Source organism: Rubritalea sp., from assembly GCF_039830215.1.
In the GTDB taxonomy this organism is placed as follows: domain Bacteria; phylum Verrucomicrobiota; class Verrucomicrobiia; order Verrucomicrobiales; family Akkermansiaceae; genus Rubritalea.
Genome location: NZ_JBDOPO010000275.1, coordinates 1 through 16,751, shown reverse-complemented (window position 1 = coordinate 16,751; position 16,751 = coordinate 1). Strand labels below are relative to the sequence as shown.

17 protein-coding genes, 1 tRNA gene and 1 pseudogene are annotated in these 16,751 nt (G+C 47.0%); 13 read left to right on the top strand and 6 right to left on the bottom strand.

Going from position 1 to position 16,751, the window contains the following annotated elements; all coding sequences use genetic code 11:
• A partial coding sequence (locus ABGY95_RS09155) for a DEAD/DEAH box helicase (protein ID WP_347441371.1) occupies positions 1–1,695 on the top strand: 1,695 nt, incomplete at its 5' end.
• A gap of 15 nt (positions 1,696–1,710) precedes the next feature.
• Here ABGY95_RS09155 and ABGY95_RS09150 read toward each other — a convergent pair.
• Genes ABGY95_RS09150 through ABGY95_RS09140 form a run of 3 tightly spaced genes read right to left on the bottom strand, consistent with a single transcriptional unit; the run spans position 1,711 to position 4,187 of the window.
• A complete protein-coding gene (locus ABGY95_RS09150; protein ID WP_347441370.1) occupies positions 1,711–2,664 on the bottom strand; it encodes a prepilin-type N-terminal cleavage/methylation domain-containing protein in 954 nt (317 codons plus the stop codon).
• Between the two features lie 6 nt (positions 2,665–2,670).
• Complete coding sequence (locus ABGY95_RS09145) at positions 2,671–3,435, bottom strand: prepilin-type N-terminal cleavage/methylation domain-containing protein (protein WP_347441369.1); 765 nt, start codon at positions 3,433–3,435, stop codon at positions 2,671–2,673.
• Positions 3,436–3,470: 35 nt separating this feature from the next.
• Entirely contained in the window at positions 3,471–4,187 is a 717-nt protein-coding gene (locus ABGY95_RS09140) for a type II secretion system protein (protein WP_347441368.1), read from the bottom strand.
• Positions 4,188–4,397: 210 nt separating this feature from the next.
• Between ABGY95_RS09140 and ABGY95_RS09135 the strand changes: the two genes are divergently transcribed.
• The 6 genes from ABGY95_RS09135 (at position 4,398) to ABGY95_RS09110 (ending at position 8,917) form a co-directional block, all read left to right on the top strand.
• Positions 4,398–4,961 (top strand): prepilin-type N-terminal cleavage/methylation domain-containing protein, encoded by a 564-nt coding sequence (locus ABGY95_RS09135; RefSeq protein WP_347441367.1) that lies wholly within the window; start codon positions 4,398–4,400, stop codon positions 4,959–4,961.
• A gap of 97 nt (positions 4,962–5,058) precedes the next feature.
• Complete coding sequence (locus ABGY95_RS09130; protein ID WP_347441366.1) at positions 5,059–5,565, top strand: hypothetical protein; 507 nt, start codon at positions 5,059–5,061, stop codon at positions 5,563–5,565.
• A gap of 21 nt (positions 5,566–5,586) precedes the next feature.
• Positions 5,587–6,039, top strand: a complete 453-nt coding sequence (gene hisI / locus ABGY95_RS09125) for a phosphoribosyl-AMP cyclohydrolase (protein WP_347441365.1) — start codon at positions 5,587–5,589, stop codon at positions 6,037–6,039.
• 128 nt (positions 6,040–6,167) lie between these two features.
• Positions 6,168–7,265, top strand: coding sequence for a DNA-processing protein DprA (dprA, locus tag ABGY95_RS09120; protein WP_347441364.1), 1,098 nt, complete (start codon positions 6,168–6,170; stop codon positions 7,263–7,265).
• 149 nt (positions 7,266–7,414) lie between these two features.
• Positions 7,415–7,762, top strand: a complete 348-nt coding sequence (locus tag ABGY95_RS09115; RefSeq protein ID WP_347441363.1) for a P-II family nitrogen regulator — start codon at positions 7,415–7,417, stop codon at positions 7,760–7,762.
• An 87-nt stretch (positions 7,763–7,849) separates the two neighbouring features.
• Positions 7,850–8,917, top strand: a complete 1,068-nt coding sequence (locus ABGY95_RS09110) for a peptidylprolyl isomerase (RefSeq protein ID WP_347441362.1) — start codon at positions 7,850–7,852, stop codon at positions 8,915–8,917.
• Here ABGY95_RS09110 and ABGY95_RS09105 read toward each other — a convergent pair.
• Complete coding sequence (locus ABGY95_RS09105) at positions 8,914–9,456, bottom strand: rhodanese-like domain-containing protein (RefSeq protein WP_347441361.1); 543 nt, start codon at positions 9,454–9,456, stop codon at positions 8,914–8,916. The two genes, ABGY95_RS09110 and ABGY95_RS09105, sit on opposite strands and share 4 nt — an antisense overlap.
• Before the next feature lie 77 nt (positions 9,457–9,533).
• Here ABGY95_RS09105 and pssA point away from each other — a divergent pair, with 77 nt between their 5' ends.
• Together pssA and ABGY95_RS09095 are read left to right on the top strand one after the other, a co-directional pair.
• Entirely contained in the window at positions 9,534–10,364 is an 831-nt protein-coding gene (pssA, locus tag ABGY95_RS09100; RefSeq protein WP_347441360.1) for a CDP-diacylglycerol--serine O-phosphatidyltransferase, read from the top strand.
• Positions 10,365–10,499: 135 nt separating this feature from the next.
• A complete protein-coding gene (locus ABGY95_RS09095; protein ID WP_347441359.1) occupies positions 10,500–11,744 on the top strand; it encodes a hypothetical protein in 1,245 nt (414 codons plus the stop codon).
• Here the strand turns inward: ABGY95_RS09095 and ABGY95_RS09090 are convergent.
• Positions 11,741–12,268: a SprT-like domain-containing protein gene (locus ABGY95_RS09090; RefSeq protein ID WP_347441358.1), complete on the bottom strand. Its 528-nt coding sequence runs from the start codon at positions 12,266–12,268 to the stop codon at positions 11,741–11,743. The two genes, ABGY95_RS09095 and ABGY95_RS09090, sit on opposite strands and share 4 nt — an antisense overlap.
• 56 nt (positions 12,269–12,324) lie before the next feature.
• The gene (locus tag ABGY95_RS09085; RefSeq protein ID WP_347441357.1) at positions 12,325–14,571 is read right to left on the bottom strand and encodes a carboxy terminal-processing peptidase; all 2,247 of its coding nucleotides are present in this window, start codon (positions 14,569–14,571) and stop codon (positions 12,325–12,327) included.
• A gap of 223 nt (positions 14,572–14,794) precedes the next feature.
• Here ABGY95_RS09085 and metF point away from each other — a divergent pair, with 223 nt between their 5' ends.
• The 4 genes and pseudogenes from metF (at position 14,795) to ABGY95_RS09065 (ending at position 16,625) form a co-directional block, all read left to right on the top strand.
• Positions 14,795–15,703: a methylenetetrahydrofolate reductase [NAD(P)H] gene (metF, locus tag ABGY95_RS09080; protein ID WP_347441372.1), complete on the top strand. Its 909-nt coding sequence runs from the start codon at positions 14,795–14,797 to the stop codon at positions 15,701–15,703.
• 47 nt (positions 15,704–15,750) lie between these two features.
• A tRNA-Gly gene (locus ABGY95_RS09075) sits at positions 15,751–15,824 on the top strand.
• Positions 15,825–16,267: 443 nt separating this feature from the next.
• Positions 16,268–16,432, top strand: a pseudogene (locus ABGY95_RS09070) (IS4 family transposase); the annotation flags it as partial.
• Between the two features lie 37 nt (positions 16,433–16,469).
• The gene (locus ABGY95_RS09065) at positions 16,470–16,625 is read left to right on the top strand and encodes a helix-turn-helix domain-containing protein (RefSeq protein WP_347441356.1); all 156 of its coding nucleotides are present in this window, start codon (positions 16,470–16,472) and stop codon (positions 16,623–16,625) included.
• The last annotated feature ends 126 nt before the right edge of the window (positions 16,626–16,751 follow it).

Below are 16,751 nucleotides of genomic sequence, written 5' to 3'. Positions count from 1 at the left end.
GAAGGCATGCCTAAGGGCCAAGAGTTCATGATATTCCTTCCAGATGGTCGCGGACTAGCACTCCCCGTTGGACGTTTTCGCCATATGCTCACCACTCTCGGAGAGCTACTCGAGTACAAATTTACTGACGGGCCTATCAAAGTTAGTGCTCTCGACGCTGCATTGTTAGAAAATGATTTAGACATCGAACTGGACGTCCCTGAAGAAATCGAAAAAATTGCGAAGCAAATCCAATCGCTGGAGAACGTTACTCCTGTAGTAGTTCCAAACACACTCCAAGCTATTCTGCGCGACTATCAACTCCACGGATTTTATTGGATGCAGTTTCTCACGCGCCACCAATTTTCAGGTATTTTAGCCGATGACATGGGGCTGGGTAAAACGCTTCAAACCCTAGCACACATTCTCACTGAAATCACTAGTGGCCGCTCAAAAGGCCTTCCTCATCTGGTACTGGCTCCCACCTCGGTGGTTGTGAACTGGCAGCGTGAAGCCGCAAAATTTGCCCCTTCGCTAAAGGTCCTCATCCTTCAAGGATCAAAACGCCATCAGCATTTCTCTGAAATTTCACGCTACGATCTAGTACTCACCTCTTATGCACTTATCCACAGGGACCTTGATCAACACCTCTTGCAGCACTACCACCTGATTGCGCTGGATGAAGCTCAGCATATCAAAAACCCTGGAGCTCAAGTATCCACCGCGGTGAGGCAGCTAAAATCAAACCACAGACTCTGCCTTTCTGGCACCCCGATCGAAAATAATCTCGGTGAGTTATGGAGCCTCTTTGCTTTTCTTATGCCCGGACTGCTAGGTGAGCGATCCGCATTCACGGAGAACTACCGCACGCCTATCGAGAAACAAAACGACCGAAATAAACGTGACTCCCTCAACCGAAAAGTTGGCCCACTAATTTTACGTCGAACGAAACACGATGTTGCTAAAGAACTCCCACCAAAAACGGAAATCCTCCACACCATCACCCTCAGTTCAGAGCAAAAAGACCTCTACGAAACAGTACGCGCCGCGATGGATAAACAGGTTCGCCAAGCGATTGTTGCCCGTGGTGGTGAGGCCCAGATTGTCTTCCTCGATGCCCTGCTAAAACTCCGCCAAATCTGCTGTCACCCCAGCCTGCTTAATTTTAATAGCGAATCCATGCAGGACGCAGCCAAAGCTGAGTCCGCAAAAATGCTCTACCTCATCGAACTGTTAGTCACCTTGCGAAAAGAAGGCCATCGAGTACTCATATTCTCCCAGTTCACCTCCATGTTAGAGATCATAGAGGACTACCTTACTCAAGAACACGTCGCCTATCTCATCCTAACAGGAGCTACCAAGGACAGACAATCTTTGGTAGAACGTTTCCAAGGCGGTGAAGGAGAAGTTTTTCTTATATCCCTCAAAGCTGGTGGTACTGGTCTCACTCTTACTGGCGCCGATACAGTCATCCACTATGACCCGTGGTGGAATCCCGCCGCAGAGAACCAAGCGACTGACCGAGCATACCGCATTGGCCAGGACAAACCTGTGATGGTGCACAAACTCATTTGTGCAGGCACTGTTGAAGAAAGAATTCAGCAAATGCAGGCAAAGAAAAACACGCTCGCCAACAATATTCTAGACGGCGCAACGCAGAGCCTCGATCTCAACGAAAAAACGCTCAGTGATCTACTGAGCACTCCAGGAAAGTAAACAGTGGGATGCTCGTTACGGCCGCGGAAGAATCACCGACTTGGAGAAGTAGTGGCTATTCTCCTTCACAAAGTTGCCGAATGCAGCTTGGTCAGTGAAAGGCTTCTTATTCAAAGCGCGCATTGCCGAATCTGATAGCACCAATATACCCAGTTCAGCACCAGCAAGTCGGGCTGATGCGGCTACATTGTTACCACTGCTGTCTTCAATGTCAGCAGGAGACTGCGACGCTGGAACCGAAGTTGTGGACGGGTTATCTTTACCTACCATTCGGCCTGTTATCCGAATTTCTTGAAAATCAGTACCAGAAGTCATGACTGGCACACGCTTTTGCTCCATTTTCCCAGTCGTCACATTATTGAATTCAAAGATAAGAGTCACAGTGAAATTGTAGATATTTTCGGCTATAAAGTTACTAGATCCTGTAACATCTTCACTATCTAATAGTCCTGTTACGATATTATTCTTACCCAGATACTTACTGAATGTTTCATCCGGATTGATCAACTGACGGTAGAGTGAGAATACAGGAAAAGTCTTCCCTACAGGATCTAGCTGATCAACATAGGCTAACTTGTAAATCACAGCAGATATATCGCCTCCCTCGTCATCTGCAGTTCCTATGTTCCCATCGTAGCGGTCGGTTGGTGCACTAAAGAAAAAAAACTCCAGTGGATTTTTAATTTCAGCATTGGTAGGTCCATTTGCCTCATTATCATCCATCCGAATGGAAAGCCATTCATAATCATTGCCCGAGCGAATCACGATACCTTCAAGGTCACGCGCCATCACTTCAATGCTCTCTTTGGCCAAGCGCGACGCTCTCGCTTTGTCGCTACTATCTTTCCATGCATCCATGGACATACGTGTTGTACCAATCAACACTGCAATAATAACAGTCGTGATTGCCACAGCGGTTAAGAGCTCAATGAGCGTGAAACCTTTTCTTAATGATCGGTGAGTTTTCATAAAATTCTAGCGGCGGACTGCAATGTTCTGTGTAGCCACAGGAGAACCTAACTTATCAAATTCCCAGGGACCATTAGTTACGTAAGCGTGAAGATTGTTATTTAGCGGAAAGAACTCCACTTGGAGAGTTACATAAGCTTCTTCATAAAGTGAACTATCAGCTAGCACGTTGCCGTCATCACTTGGATTAACTATTCCAGGCTTAAGTTCATTTCCATTTGTCAAAAGCTCTAGACCTGAAGATCCTCCTTTGTTATATAACTGAGTCATGCGAACCGCGTAGACTGCCCCTTGAACAATACCGGGAGAAAGTTCAGCTGAGAGGACCGCTGCATCTGCTTTATCGAGACGGCGGGCTACTGTTTGTGTGATATAATCGACTCCAGGTAATTTTTGGTCATCAGTAATGAGGCTTTTCTTATTTCCATCGACGGCGACTTGAAGTGTTCCATCAGGATTTTCACTATTTGGAAGAGCGTGGTATTGATAGATTATAATAGCATTGTCCTCGTCATGTGAATCCTTAATCCACTGGAATGCCTTATCAAAAGCCGTAGTATAGTCATCTTCACCTGGTCGGAGGATTGCCATTTCATTTTCTAAGGTATGGACGAGTCTATTTGCCTCGGCCACTCGGATCGTGTTGCTTATGTTTTTCTGGGCTGGACCAAAAACAGCCATGAAAGTGGTCAGCAACACAGCGACCAAGCCGATGGCTATGACCACTTCAACAAGCGAAAAGCCTTTACGGCTAGAAATATTTTTTCTCATAAAAAGGATGGGTGCAATAGAAGGAGGCTAGCATTTTAGAACGTTGGATCACTGCCGCTAGGGAGGCTAGGGACCTGCTCAGGACTTCTAAAGAGAGTGGTATTGCCACGTTTCCAAATAGCAAAGCCTGCTACGTCACGACTTCCTGCTTTAGCTACTCTTGGCGTATCATCCGTAGGGTAGAGCTGACCTGACTGCACAACAAACGACACAGGGTCGTCCAGAGCAACTGCAGCTGGCTCTGTAATAACCCCTTCCGCATTGAACTCGTAGTAATAGCATTGCTGAGTGCCCGTCATGCCAGGAATCTGCACAGGCATTGTCGCGGACACATTACTCAGATTAGCATTGAAAAATACTTTTGAGGGCAGTTTAACACCACGCGCCTTCAATTGGTCTTTAAATAGAGGTTCCTCACCTACCTCCAAATATTCTCCAGTTGTTGCATCCTTGTCCTGCCCAACGATTCCCATATAGCGCAGATGCTTAGTTCGGTCATCCCCCGTGCCGCCACCAGCATAAATGACCACTCGTGTCGATGACCCACTGCTCTTGGCTAAGCCTCGAGCTTCGGCAAAAAGGCTTTCAGCCATTGAGGCAGCGGTATCAGTTCCCTGAGCAGTCGTCGCATTTTTCATCACTTGTGCACCTATACCTATGAGTGTCGACATGATCACCAAAACAACGAGCATCTCAATCAAGGTGAATGCACTACGCGCTTGGGGGGACTGGCTTTTGAAACAGTTTTTCATGGATTGCGTGCTACGCTAGGGAGTTTTAGGGCGTGTGAAAACATTATTTTAAAGAAATCAATGAGATTTACTAAATTTAAATTTGTATATACAAAGTGTATCCACACTCAAAGTGAAGTCAAGTAATCAAAGCAACAACAACTTGTAGCAAAAAAAAGAATTGGAATGAATGACTTATGACGCATAGAGTCCAACTAGTTTATCTAAATTATGCAAAGACTTTCATCATCCCAACCTATGCGTCGAGGTTTCTCCCTAGTGGAAGTCCTCGTAGTGATAGCCATAATCGCTGTGCTCGCTGCTATATCTTACCCAATCGCCAGTAAAATGATCAAGAAAAGCAATATTGAGAAAAACCGCGCAATAGCCATGACTGTAGAACGAGGAATTGAAGATTTTTACGACGAATACGGCTATTTCCCGATTGATGTGGGGACTGATGAAGAACTCTTGCAGTCTCAGTTGGTAGACATGCTCAACACTTTAGCTGGCAATACTAAGGACCTTAACGCCAAAGGTAAAAACTTCATTTCTTCATTGGCTGATGCGGCAAATGGCAGAAGTGGACTAGTTTATGGATCCGGCGATAACATCGATTCCTTAGTCACTAGCTTCGGGGGGCAATTCAGTATCATTCTTGATGGAACTTATGATAACCAGATCAAAGAGCCTTCTAGATTTGGTGACACAACGGTCAAAGGTAAGCGCAGCCTCATTTGGTGCTTTGGTGAAGAAGCAGACGACGAGAATGCCATCATCACAACTTGGCAATAAATTGACCCCATAATTTTAGCACTACGCGCTGATCCTACCCTTGACGGATCCTTCATAGCTGCTTCACTGCGCAGCCATTAATTTCCTTAATACGACCGTGAACGCATACGAAATTTACCAAAACATCAAGCCATCCATCATTGTAGACCTTTTCACATGGATGAGAGCAGAAGAACGCGACCTCTATAAGACGACAGTCGCCACACTCGCTAACGACCGCAAGCTCCGCCCAGTCTTCGTCCAGAAGAAGTCTATCGCTGAACAAATCGCTTGGATGCACAAAACCCTCAAACTCAAGTCTAGCGACATGATTGGTGAACACCTTTTCCAAGTCTATTTCATGCAAGGTCAGCAAGCATTGCTCGTCGCATTCTGTGACGCAATGGGCATAGAGCACGATGGCAAAGGAGCCGTCGACGGAGCTCTCCCTGAAACATTGGACACCGACAAGCTCAAATCCGCTATTGACACATTACTCGTAGACTTCGACCCACAACTCGTGGGCCTCTACCTCAATATCTTCAACCTTCAGACTGATTCAGGATGGGAGAATCTTAACGAAATTCTAGCCTCTGACGAGCGCTTGAGGTTTCTTGCAGCCTAACCCATGATCTAACCTAAGCTTATGAGCACATCTATTAGTTTTGGCAACAGAGAGGACAAAAAAGAAGTCGAAGAAAAGGCCATCTTCGCCCCAAAGTTCGATGAAAATGGCCTCATCCCATGCGTTGCAATGGATTCAGTGACTAAAGAGCCGCTCATGCTCGCTTACATGAGTGAAGAGTCACTCAAAATGACACTAAAGCTCGGTGAAGTGGTTTACTACTCACGCAGCCGTCAAGAAATCTGGCACAAAGGTGCCACTTCTGGTCACACTCAGAAGGTGGTCGAAATCCGCACGGACTGCGACCAAGATGCCGTGATCATATACGTGGATCAACAAGGGGCTGGAGCGTGCCACACTGGCCGCAATTCCTGCTTCTACCGCAAGGTTGACCTCGCAGCCGGCAGCGCTCCTACAGCATTAGCGTTCACCGAAGACCTCGCATTCGACCCAGACTCAGTCTACAAGAAGTAGCAGCCCGACGTACTATATCCCTCTCCAGCCGCAAGTGTTATCGCTTGCGGCTTTTTCGTGTCTACCCATTTCATTCTTGAGGCCCAAAGAAATCTAGCTCATCCTAACAGCTAACCATTTCACTTACTATGAATTCACACGAAGCTACCATAGCTCTGAATATGCTACCAAAGATTGGGCCGATTAGGGTGCGACGCTTGATTGAACGTCTCGGCTCAGCTGAAGTTATCCTTAAATCAAGTGAATCACAGCTCACGAAGACCAATGGAATCGGCCCCGAAACCGCCCGATTAATCTGCCAATGGGAACAGCACATTGACCTAAACAAAGAACTCGAAGAAGCCAAAGCCAGAGGCATTTCGATCATAACCCAAGAAGACTCAGACTACCCAGAATCTCTACGTCACATGTACGATCCCCCACTGGCGCTCTACGTATGGGGAGAACTCATTGACTCGGATAAACATGCCATCTCTATCGTCGGCTCCCGCCGGACCACTCACTATGGACAACAAGCAGCACTGGGATTTTCTCGGGCTCTCGCTCGATCTGGCCTCTCCATCATATCCGGCCTGGCCCGTGGGATTGACTCCTTCGCGCACCGTGGAGCACTCGATGCCAAGGGGCGTACGATTGCAGTCATAGGCTCAGGACTTGCTCAACTTTATCCGCCAGAGAACTTCAAACTAGCCGAAGAAATTGCCAATGGTAATGGAGCTGTAATCTCGGAATTTCCTCTTCAGCACCGACCTGACAAGAAGACCTTCCCTATGCGCAACCGCATTGTCGCTGCTTGGTCCTCTGGTGTGCTTGTAGTGGAGTGCCCTAAGTGGAGTGGGTCAATGATCACTGCTAACCTTGGAATCGAAATGGGAAAAAGTGTGTATGCTGTACCAGGCCCAATAGATCGAGCCACATCAGCTGGCTGTAATCAACTCATCCGTGACGGAGCATCTTTGGTAAGCTGCGCAAATGACATTCTAGAAGACCTCGAATCTCTCCCTCTGAATTTAGAACTAGAAGTCCAACCCGCGGCCTCGCCTCTGAAAGAAATAGATGCCACGGAACAATGTGTTCTCGATACTCTCAGTAAAGAGGAGACATTGATTGACCATATTGTCAGCGACTCCCAACTTCCTGTCGCGGTAGTGATGAGTACCTTGCTGAAGCTCGAAATGAAAAGACTCATCCGACAACTACCTGGAGCACGATATGTTCTTCGCTAGAATTATTTACAGACATACAATCTAATTTTCTTCTCTTGCAAGCACCTATCGGCTCATCTAAGGTAATACCAATCAAACAAAAATATTGATCAGCGCAAATATTGGCACGCTACTTGCTGATAATCCATCAAGACAAACTATTTTAAGCTATGAAAAAAATCGAAGCAATCATCAAGCCATTCAAACTCGAAGAGGTCAAAGAAGCACTCGCTGAAGTCGGTGTTCAGGGCATGACTGTCACTGAAGTCAAAGGTTTTGGACGCCAAAAGGGACACACTGAAATCTACCGCGGATCTGAGTACACAGTAGACTTCCTTCCTAAAGTTAAAATCGACATCGTAGTTGACGACGATCAAGCGCAAACTGTCGCTGAAGCGATCGTTAAGAGTGCAAACACAGGCAAGATCGGTGACGGAAAAGTCTTCCTTTCTACTGTAGACGAAGCAATCCGCATCCGTACTGGCGAGACTGGTGCAGAAGCTGTTGCAGTCAACTAATCTGACGCGACTCTATCTTTCTAGGCCACGCAGCTTTTGTTGTGTGGCTTTTTTGTGTCTACACGTTTAAAAGCACTGCAGATGAAAATGAGTTCTAAGTTTGTGATCCGCCTCGGGATCTGGTGCGTATTGATGCTCTACCTGCTTTGTGACCTCGTCCTTTTTGATGGCCCCCTCAAGAATCAGGTCTATCGAATGAAGGGATCTCCCGCTGAGGACCTTGGCAATGACCTTGAACGCGGTATTGTCGCCAGAGTTTTTGCAAAACCCGTTTACCTAAGTCAAGTTGACTACGGAGTAGACGACCTACTCTGGCGCAGCGGCCGGAAACGTAAAGATGTAGGAGAGAACGAACGCCTAGCTCTGCGCAAATCAGTCCTACGTGAACTATGCGACCATTCACTACTGCGAGAGAAAGTAGCTCTCAACGACAAGGAATTTCCAGTCTCTGAAGCTGAAATACAAGCTGCCATGTTACGCTTTGCCAGCCGCTTTTCTAACCCACCAGAGCTTGCGACGGCGATGCAAAACTTTGGATTCGAGGGAGAAAAAGAACTTCGCTCCAGAATAGCGGCCCGGCTTCAGCAAAATAAGTACCTTGACCACCATATCGCACGCGGAATCGCGGTCACAGACGAAGAAGCGCTCGCGTGGTACACAGCTCACAGTAAGTCTCTCACAACTCCAGCCTGCAGAAGGGTACGTCACATTTTTCTCGCAGCACTCGGACATTCTGATGAAAACGCCCAACGTTCGCTGAAAGAAGCCCTCGATTTCATCCAGTCAAAAACCAACGACTTCATCTCACTTTGCTCAAAACTCAGTGAAGACGAACGCAGTAAAAAAGTAGGTGGCGATTTAGGTTGGTTAAGCCAGCATCGCTCTCCAGACGACTTTACTGATGCTGTCTTCGCACTTGCACTCCACCAACCAACAATTATCAAAACAAAGCTAGGTTGGCACCTAGTAGAAGTCACTGACTCCAAACCAGCCAAGCTAGGAAGCTTCGAGAAACTCAAATCAGAGGTCATCGTAGCGCTCGAAACCTCACGCCGTAAAGACGCCATCGCTGAATACCGTAAAAATTTGCACCGTCAGCACCCCGACAAGGTACTCATTCACGAGTCACTACTCAAAGCGCCCTGGAGCAATTAGTCCATTTCTAGCCGGTACCTCTGCACTGAATTGTCGACCTCTTTGCTCCAAGCGTCGATGCCACCAATAACCCCACGAGTACCTTTCAAGCCATGCCCTTGAAACCATGCGCAGGTATCGAGCACTTTCCCACCAGTGTGATCGTAGAGGATAATAGTAGAATCCTCTTTGGCTGATCCGAACAACTCTTGCTGGCGCTCCTGCGTCATGAATTCAGAACCATGGATAGCCACAGCCTCGTGCTCTTCACGCGTCCGCGTATCCAAAAAGACAAGCTCAGCCCCTGAATCAATCAACTCCTTGGCCTCTTTAGCTGATATCAACATTGCAGCATCGACTTTATGGCTTTGAAGGATATGTTCGATCGCCTCGTTCACATCAATCTCATTGCGAGTAGCGACCTCGCCCAATGTTTCATCATCTTGGTAGGCGCACGAACTGCAACCACCGATATGATAACGTGCGAAAAGCGCGCGCTTAGAGCCTGGGAATCGAGCGAGTAAGCTCGCCATGGGTGTGGATGCTTCTAGATCTGCCATTGCGAGGCCAAGCTAATCACATCTACCAACATTTTCCACTGTTTCTTCCCCAACAATTATGCCTATGTAGCACTGCAATGAGTGAGGAATACGAAGAACCAAAAATCTACCTGCTACCCAACTTGATGACTGCAGGCAACCTTTGCTGCGGTTTCTTTGCCGTCCTCACGATTTTCAAAGGCATGCAGCACGACGAGTTCTCTGAAGCATATAAGTTTTACCAACAGGCGATCATGCTCATTTTTGGCTCCTGTATATTCGATCTACTCGATGGTAGACTGGCTCGACTTGGTGGCCAAGAATCTCCATTCGGCCAAGAATTTGACTCGATTGCCGACGTTGTTTCTTTTGGCATGGCTCCGGCTCTCCTCGTATCCAAAGCTGTGCTTTTCCCCCTTTCTGAGCAACTCGGCGACTTTAAAATTGGCTGGGCAATAGCCTTTATTTACCTGCTCTGTGGCGCAATGCGCTTAGCCCGATTCAACTGCCTAGCAAACATGCCTAAAAAACCAGGCGATAATATGGATTTTAGAGGAATCCCCATCCCAATGGCTGCCGGATTCATCGCATCCATTACCTTCCTTATTATTCACTTATACACTGATTCAGCTAGCACAGGACAGGGTTTAGGCGCTTGGAACTACGTGCTTGCACTCGCCATGTTAGGCCTCTCGGCCCTCATGTTGAGTAACGTACGCTATCCAAGCTTCAAGAAAGTAGACTGGCGCACTAAGGGCTCACTCTGGGGAGTCGTGATTGGGGCTATTTTTTTCATGCTTTTACTCAATGAGCAAACCCGTTGGTACACACCGACTCTCATCTTCACACTCTATCTCCTCTATGGCCTCATTCGTCCTATGCTATCCAAGAGAATGCAGAAGAGGCTCGAAGATAAAGTAGAAACCTAGATTAGGCCTCAACGATTCAAAGTGCCCCCGTGCTGCGCCAAAACTCATCTAGTAAGAGTTTTGAGACAATAGGGAGAACCTCAGGAAAAATATCTAAGTCTTGTTCAAAATCGTATTTCATTCTACATGTTAGGCATGAAATACCTTCTAATCTACATCGGTGGCAGTTTGCTAGCCTTGAGCCCCACTTTGGCCAATGCTCAAGCTCCCATAGCTTTCGAGCAACCGCCAATCTTTGAAGCGTCAAAGATTCTGCCGCCAGAACTACTAAAGAGTGATCTACACCGTATCCGAGAGTTTTGCCCAAGTGATGGATTCATGATTCACTTCACTATCGACACTAATTATGGCGAAGTAAAATGCTCAGGAATCAACACGCTCGCTGAGTGTATCAACGAGATCAAAGCGATCAAAACACTTGTCGAAACCAGCCGTACCGACCTTTTTGCTGAAGGCCTTAAGCAATCAATCGAAGCCCCGATTGACGCAGTCAAAAACATTGCAGAAGCCCCTGAGGAAACACTCCGGAAAGTTCCAGCCACAGTTGGCCACTTTTTCAAAAAGGTCGGATCATCTATCTCGAACGCTTCAGAGAAAGCCGAAGACAAATGGAAACACCGACACGATAAAAAGAACTCAAATGGCACAGTGAATGATCTGAGTAAATCAGCCAAAAGCATTGCTGGATTTGATAAGGCTAAACTCGACTGCGCCCGCAAACTCGGAGTCGACCCTTATAGCGACAACGCACTTCTACAGGCGGAAATAGAGAAAATCACTTGGGCGTTTTTTGCCGGCGGTCTACCTCTCCGCCTAGGCATTTCTGGTAAAATTTCGACCGCTATGACCGCCACCAAAACTATAGGCTTGCCCGAAGACATTTACGATGTGACTCCGAGCGAACTTCTCCTACGCGACCGCGACTCAATGCTTGCCTTAGGAGCGAGTGAAACATTGATCGAGTCAGTTTTTCGCAATCAAGATCTAAGTATAGCCCAACGCCACAGCATCATTGAAGCCCTCAAGACATTCCCTGAAAAGGGTGACAGAGTCAATGTTCTCGGTATTGCGGCAAACAGCTTGAGCAAAAATCAGACGCGCTACCTCAACCAGGTGATGATGAAACTCAAAGCCCAGAACAAGAAGACACCCTACGCGGCACTCACTACTGTGGTCCGGATGCCTGCCGGAGTCACTAAAGAAGGAATGGTAGAAGTCGTAGCTCCTGTTGATTTCATCTCATGGACACCGCGCATCTCCGAATTTGCTAGAGCACCCAAAATGCCGCAGATGAAGTACAAACTACTCGTATACGGACAAATAAGCCAAAATGCAAAGTCTGGTTTTGAGGCGGCTGGATGGCAGGTCATCCAACGCTAAACAATTTGCTCTAGTACGAGCAAAAACTCTTTTTTATACCTACCGCCATTATATTTCTGACAACAAGGGTAACAGGCCACGTAGCGCTTCATCTTGCGTACACGCTCTATACCCTTGCCACATCTAGGACAGGAATACCGCCATTTCTTTTGCTGCTGCTGACGAGGCAGAGGCAAACTATGCGTGGCCCTCTCGCCTGGTATTCCTAAATCGGCACAGGCGAGTTGCCACTCTACTCCGTGCGGAGCAATTCTGCGTCGACCGCAACGATAGTAGGCCAAAAGGTGTGCCAATTCATGTAGTAAAGTCCTGCGAACTTCCACCAAACTTATAGAGATCAGCCTAGGGTTGAGCTCCACCCTCGCCTCTGGCCAAAATGCTCGTCCAGCAGTTGATCGCATCCGCGAGTTCCACTCAACCTTCACCTTAGAAGCAAAAGCCACATCACTAAGCTCTTCCAGCAGCTGCATTGCATCGTCTAATATAGAGTGTAATGCTTGACGAATTTGCTCTTCCTCGCTCATGTAAAAAAGAACCCGCTCGGCTCACTGCCAAACGGGTTCTATCAAATCCTGTGTGATTACTTATTAAGAACACCAGCCATTTTTGCCTGGTTCGTCATCTTTACCAAGTCATCCAGAATCGCGATTCCTTCGCGCTTTACCGGATCCATACCTGATGGCCACTCTGGAGTCACATCGAGAGCTTCTACTTTGTCAACAGCAAGGTTCATGTAGCCGTTATCGTCTGAAGAAGGATCAAAAACCGGCAATTTAGCAGATTTAAGGTCATCTAGGTGAGCTTTATAAAATGTCATTTTCTCTTTGTCTTCTCTCTGAACATTAGCAAAGCGTGAAACTCGCTCTTTATTTCGTTGCTTAGTACGCGCTTCAGCTTGCGCTAATTCGTCCCTGCGCACTTCAGCATTGAGTGAGATCTCGTTCTTTTCAATTCTTTCCTTAGTACGGTTCACATCCTCTTCGATATACATAAAATCTTTGGATTGCTTTATGCGCTTGAGGCTCTTTCCCTTTAATTGGGAGACGAAAAGGTTTTCTCGTGGAGCCGGCTTATACCCAACAGCTTTGCGAATCTTATCGTATGCCAGTGCATAATAGAGGTATTTCTCCCCCACATCCACGGCGTCCAGTATATTAGGCAGAACAATATCGGATTCGACTCCCTTGTTCTGAGTCGACATTCCTGAAACTCTGTAAAATTTCTGAATGGTTGGCTTGAGGTAACCAGATCGCTCACGATTTGCAAAGAATGGCATGAAGCGAGAGATATCCATCGGCTGCTGAACTGTTCCCTTACCAAAGGTTGAGCTTGTTCCTACAACTAAAGCCCTATTATAGTCCTGTAAAGCACCTGCGAGGATCTCACTCGCAGAAGCACTCGACTTATCTATTAGCACAACCATTGGCTGCTTGAAGATGGCATTATCATGCGCGCTTTTGAGCTCGATGCTCCCTTTGTAGTTTTTCACCTGAACCACGGGCCCTTTGCCTATGAAAAAACCAGTCATTCGTCGGACTTCTTCGAGAGACCCTCCACCGTTCCCACGTAAGTCGAGCACTAGACCTTCGATTTTTTCTTTATTAAATCTATGAAGAATTTTTTCAATATCCACTGAGCAACGGGTTTCGCCAGTATCAAAGTTTGCGTAAAAAGATGGCAAGGTGATCACACCGATTCGGCTCAATCCACCATCTGCGCTCTTGCGTTCAATAATCTCACCTTGAGCAAACGATTCCCCCATTTCGACAGTACCTCGCTTGATCACGATAAATTTAGGCTCGCCACCATCTGCAGGCTCAACCTTGAGCCGAACACTGGTTCCTGCAGCCCCCCTAATCTTATCCACTACCTTATCGATCTTCATGAACATGATGTCGATCACTTCGCCAGTATTGTTAATATCTACCCCAACAACACGGTCATTCAGTTTGAGTTCACCAGCTAACTCAGCTGGGCCACCTTTGACGATTCCCTTTATCTTGGTCGCACCATCTTCTTCTCCCTGCAGTAAGGCTCCAATACCTACAAATTCGTTGCTCATGCTCGACATGAAACGCTCCATTTCACGCGCACTAAAGTAATCGGTATGCGGCCCGTATGATTTAGCTACAGCACTGAGAAAAAAGTTAGCTATATCTTCATTGTCCACATCATCGACTGTTCGTTTCACACGCTCATAGCGCAACATCAGTTTATCTCCGATTACTTTCTCATCTTTCAGCGGATTCTCTTTGCCTTGCTCTTTAGCTCGAGTCTCAATAATTGAGCGACGCAGCGTTTCTGCCAACATTGCATCTTCGATCATGCCATTCCAGAGTTTGTCTGCTGCAGCTTTATCTGCGGGCCAGCCTTTATCCGTCGGTTCTTTAACATCGCGGCGCGAGCGCACCACAGTCTCGTTGCTATTGAAATCAAATTTAGCCTTGGTCAGAAGCTCTTTCGCATACTCGGTGCGCTCCTCGACTCGTTTGCGGTAAAGATTATAGATTGCCTGTGCAGGTTGCATGCTTTCCTTGTGCAGCAACAGCTCTGTGAGCTGATTACCGTATTGTTTCTCGAGCGCATTTATATCTTTCTGCGTGAAAAACATTTTGCCGTAATCCAGCTCGTTGATATACATCTTGAAAATTTTCTCACTTAGCTTGGCGTCAAACGGGAGACGATCATAATGTCGATTTTGCAGCATAATTGACATCTGCTTACCAACTTCATTGAAGTCAGTCTCAGCTGCCGCAGCAGGAATGACAGTAGACAAAGCGGCTGCACCACTCAGTACAACATTACGTATCGTATTTTTTATCTTCATAGTTCTATATTCTTCTCAAACGTAAATATTCAGCTTATGTCTGAGATTGCTAGCATCGTTCAGAGATCCTCACTTGTCGAATCCTTTCCTCGAATCAAAGGCATCAAAAACCTGCTCTTTTGCAATTTCTTGGCACAGCACCCCATTGGTGACCAAATTACACCTTCGTTTACTGCTTTTTGGCTTTGCTTCCCACCTCCCATACTGCACAAATACGCCGTCCATGCACATTTCCGACATTCTCAGCCAAGAAGGCCCGTCACTCTCGTTTGAATTCTTTCCCCCGCGTGCGCAAGAAAGCTTTGACGCTCTTTATGAAGTCATCGCTGAACTCGAACCCTATAAGCCATCCTTTGTTTCTGTGACCTACGGTGCAGGTGGCTCCACGCGAGATCTGACACACGACCTTGTTCTCCGAATAAAGGAAACCACTGGCATACCACCTGTTCCCCACCTCACATGCATTGGCCACAGTGAAGCTGAGATCGATGCCATCCTCCAGCGCTATGCTGACGCAGGCGTCTCGAATATCTTAGCTCTCCGTGGCGATCCCCCACGTGACCAACCGGACTACGACCGCTCCACAGATGATTTCAAGTTCGCATCAGACCTAGTGGCATTCATCAAAAAATTCAATGAGTCTGGCCGGCACCCAGACCCACGTGGTTTCGGCATTGGCGTGGCAGGCTTTCCCGAAGGTCACCCGACCACTCCTAACCGCGTACTAGAGATGGAATACATGAAAGAAAAGGTCGATGCTGGCGCCGATTATATCTGCACTCAGCTCTTTTTCGACAACCATGACTTCTTCGATTACCGCGAAAGATGCCAAATTGCTGGAATTACTGTCCCGATTATCGCAGGGATTATGCCCGTCACTTCAGTAAAAGGCATGAGACGCATGGCTGAATTAGCGGAAGGAGCACGCTATCCGGCTAAGCTTCTTCGAGCACTTGAGCGTGCCAATGGCGATCAAAAATCTGTGGAACGCATTGGTACTCATTACGCTGCGCAACAATGCCTGGAGCTACTCGACAGTGGAGTCGATGGTATTCACATCTACACTCTCAATAAGTCAAAAACGACACGTGAAATTTATGCAAGTTTAGGCTTGAGCCAAGCGCACTCCTAGCCTAATACTCCCCACGTCTTCAGTAAGAAGGCAGAACTAACGGCAACGCGGGTATAGCATAGTGGTAATGCACCAGCCTTCCAAGCTGAGTAGGAGAGTTCGATTCTCTCTACCCGCTCCACCGCTAAAAAATCCGCACCAGTTACTGGTGCGGATTTTTTGTGACTAGGAATCGAGACTAACAAAACCCTTCCTCCATAGATCCCTCTGTTGTTAGCATCATTCTAGCATGCTGAATAGAAGTTCAGTTTTCATACATTTTCTATCACTCTCAGTCCTCTCACAGAGGAATATGTAGGTTTTCGCGTCCATTGGAAAAACCAGTATTTGTATGGGCGCAAATACCAAAGCTCAAAATGCCTGCAGACGATTTTCTACAGCTAAACTAACAACCATGTCGGCGACTACCCCAGTTCGCTCAGCCTCAACTGGCTTGGTTTATCTCACCTCACTGACCTGTTAGCCTAGATCTAAATACTGCCGAGAAATTTTACGACAACCACGGCATAGACCAGCAAGCTCGGAAATTTACAGCAGGGAGCTATGTAGCCTTCGATGAGCCTTAGGGCTACAGCGAAGCTCCACCTTAGTTTGGACCTAAAGTGCTAGCTGCCGTCTTTTGCTATTAGCGAAGAGACTAGCCACCACGATGCCAGCCGCGCAACCGCACTCATAGTTCACATTAAGCAAGGCGCAATTGCTTTATTCGATATATACATTAATCAGGCGGAAAACCAGTTGGCATTATTTCTGCTAAATATAAGCTATGAAACTTCAAGACGCACGTACGCTCACACCTAGCCAACTCGAAGATAGACGCAAGCAAGCTGTACTTCTTCGTAAACAGGGGCTCACTTATGCTGAGATTGGCGTAATTGTAGATGTAGGACGAAACAAAGTCTCGGAATGGGTAAAAAAATAGCAAGAAGGTGGAAGTAAAGCTCTGAAAGTTGGAAAACCCGGTAGGCCGAAAGGCGTTGGATCTTCACTCAATGAGGCGCAACAAAATAAAGTGCAACAGTGTTTAAAGAACACGATGCCTGATCAA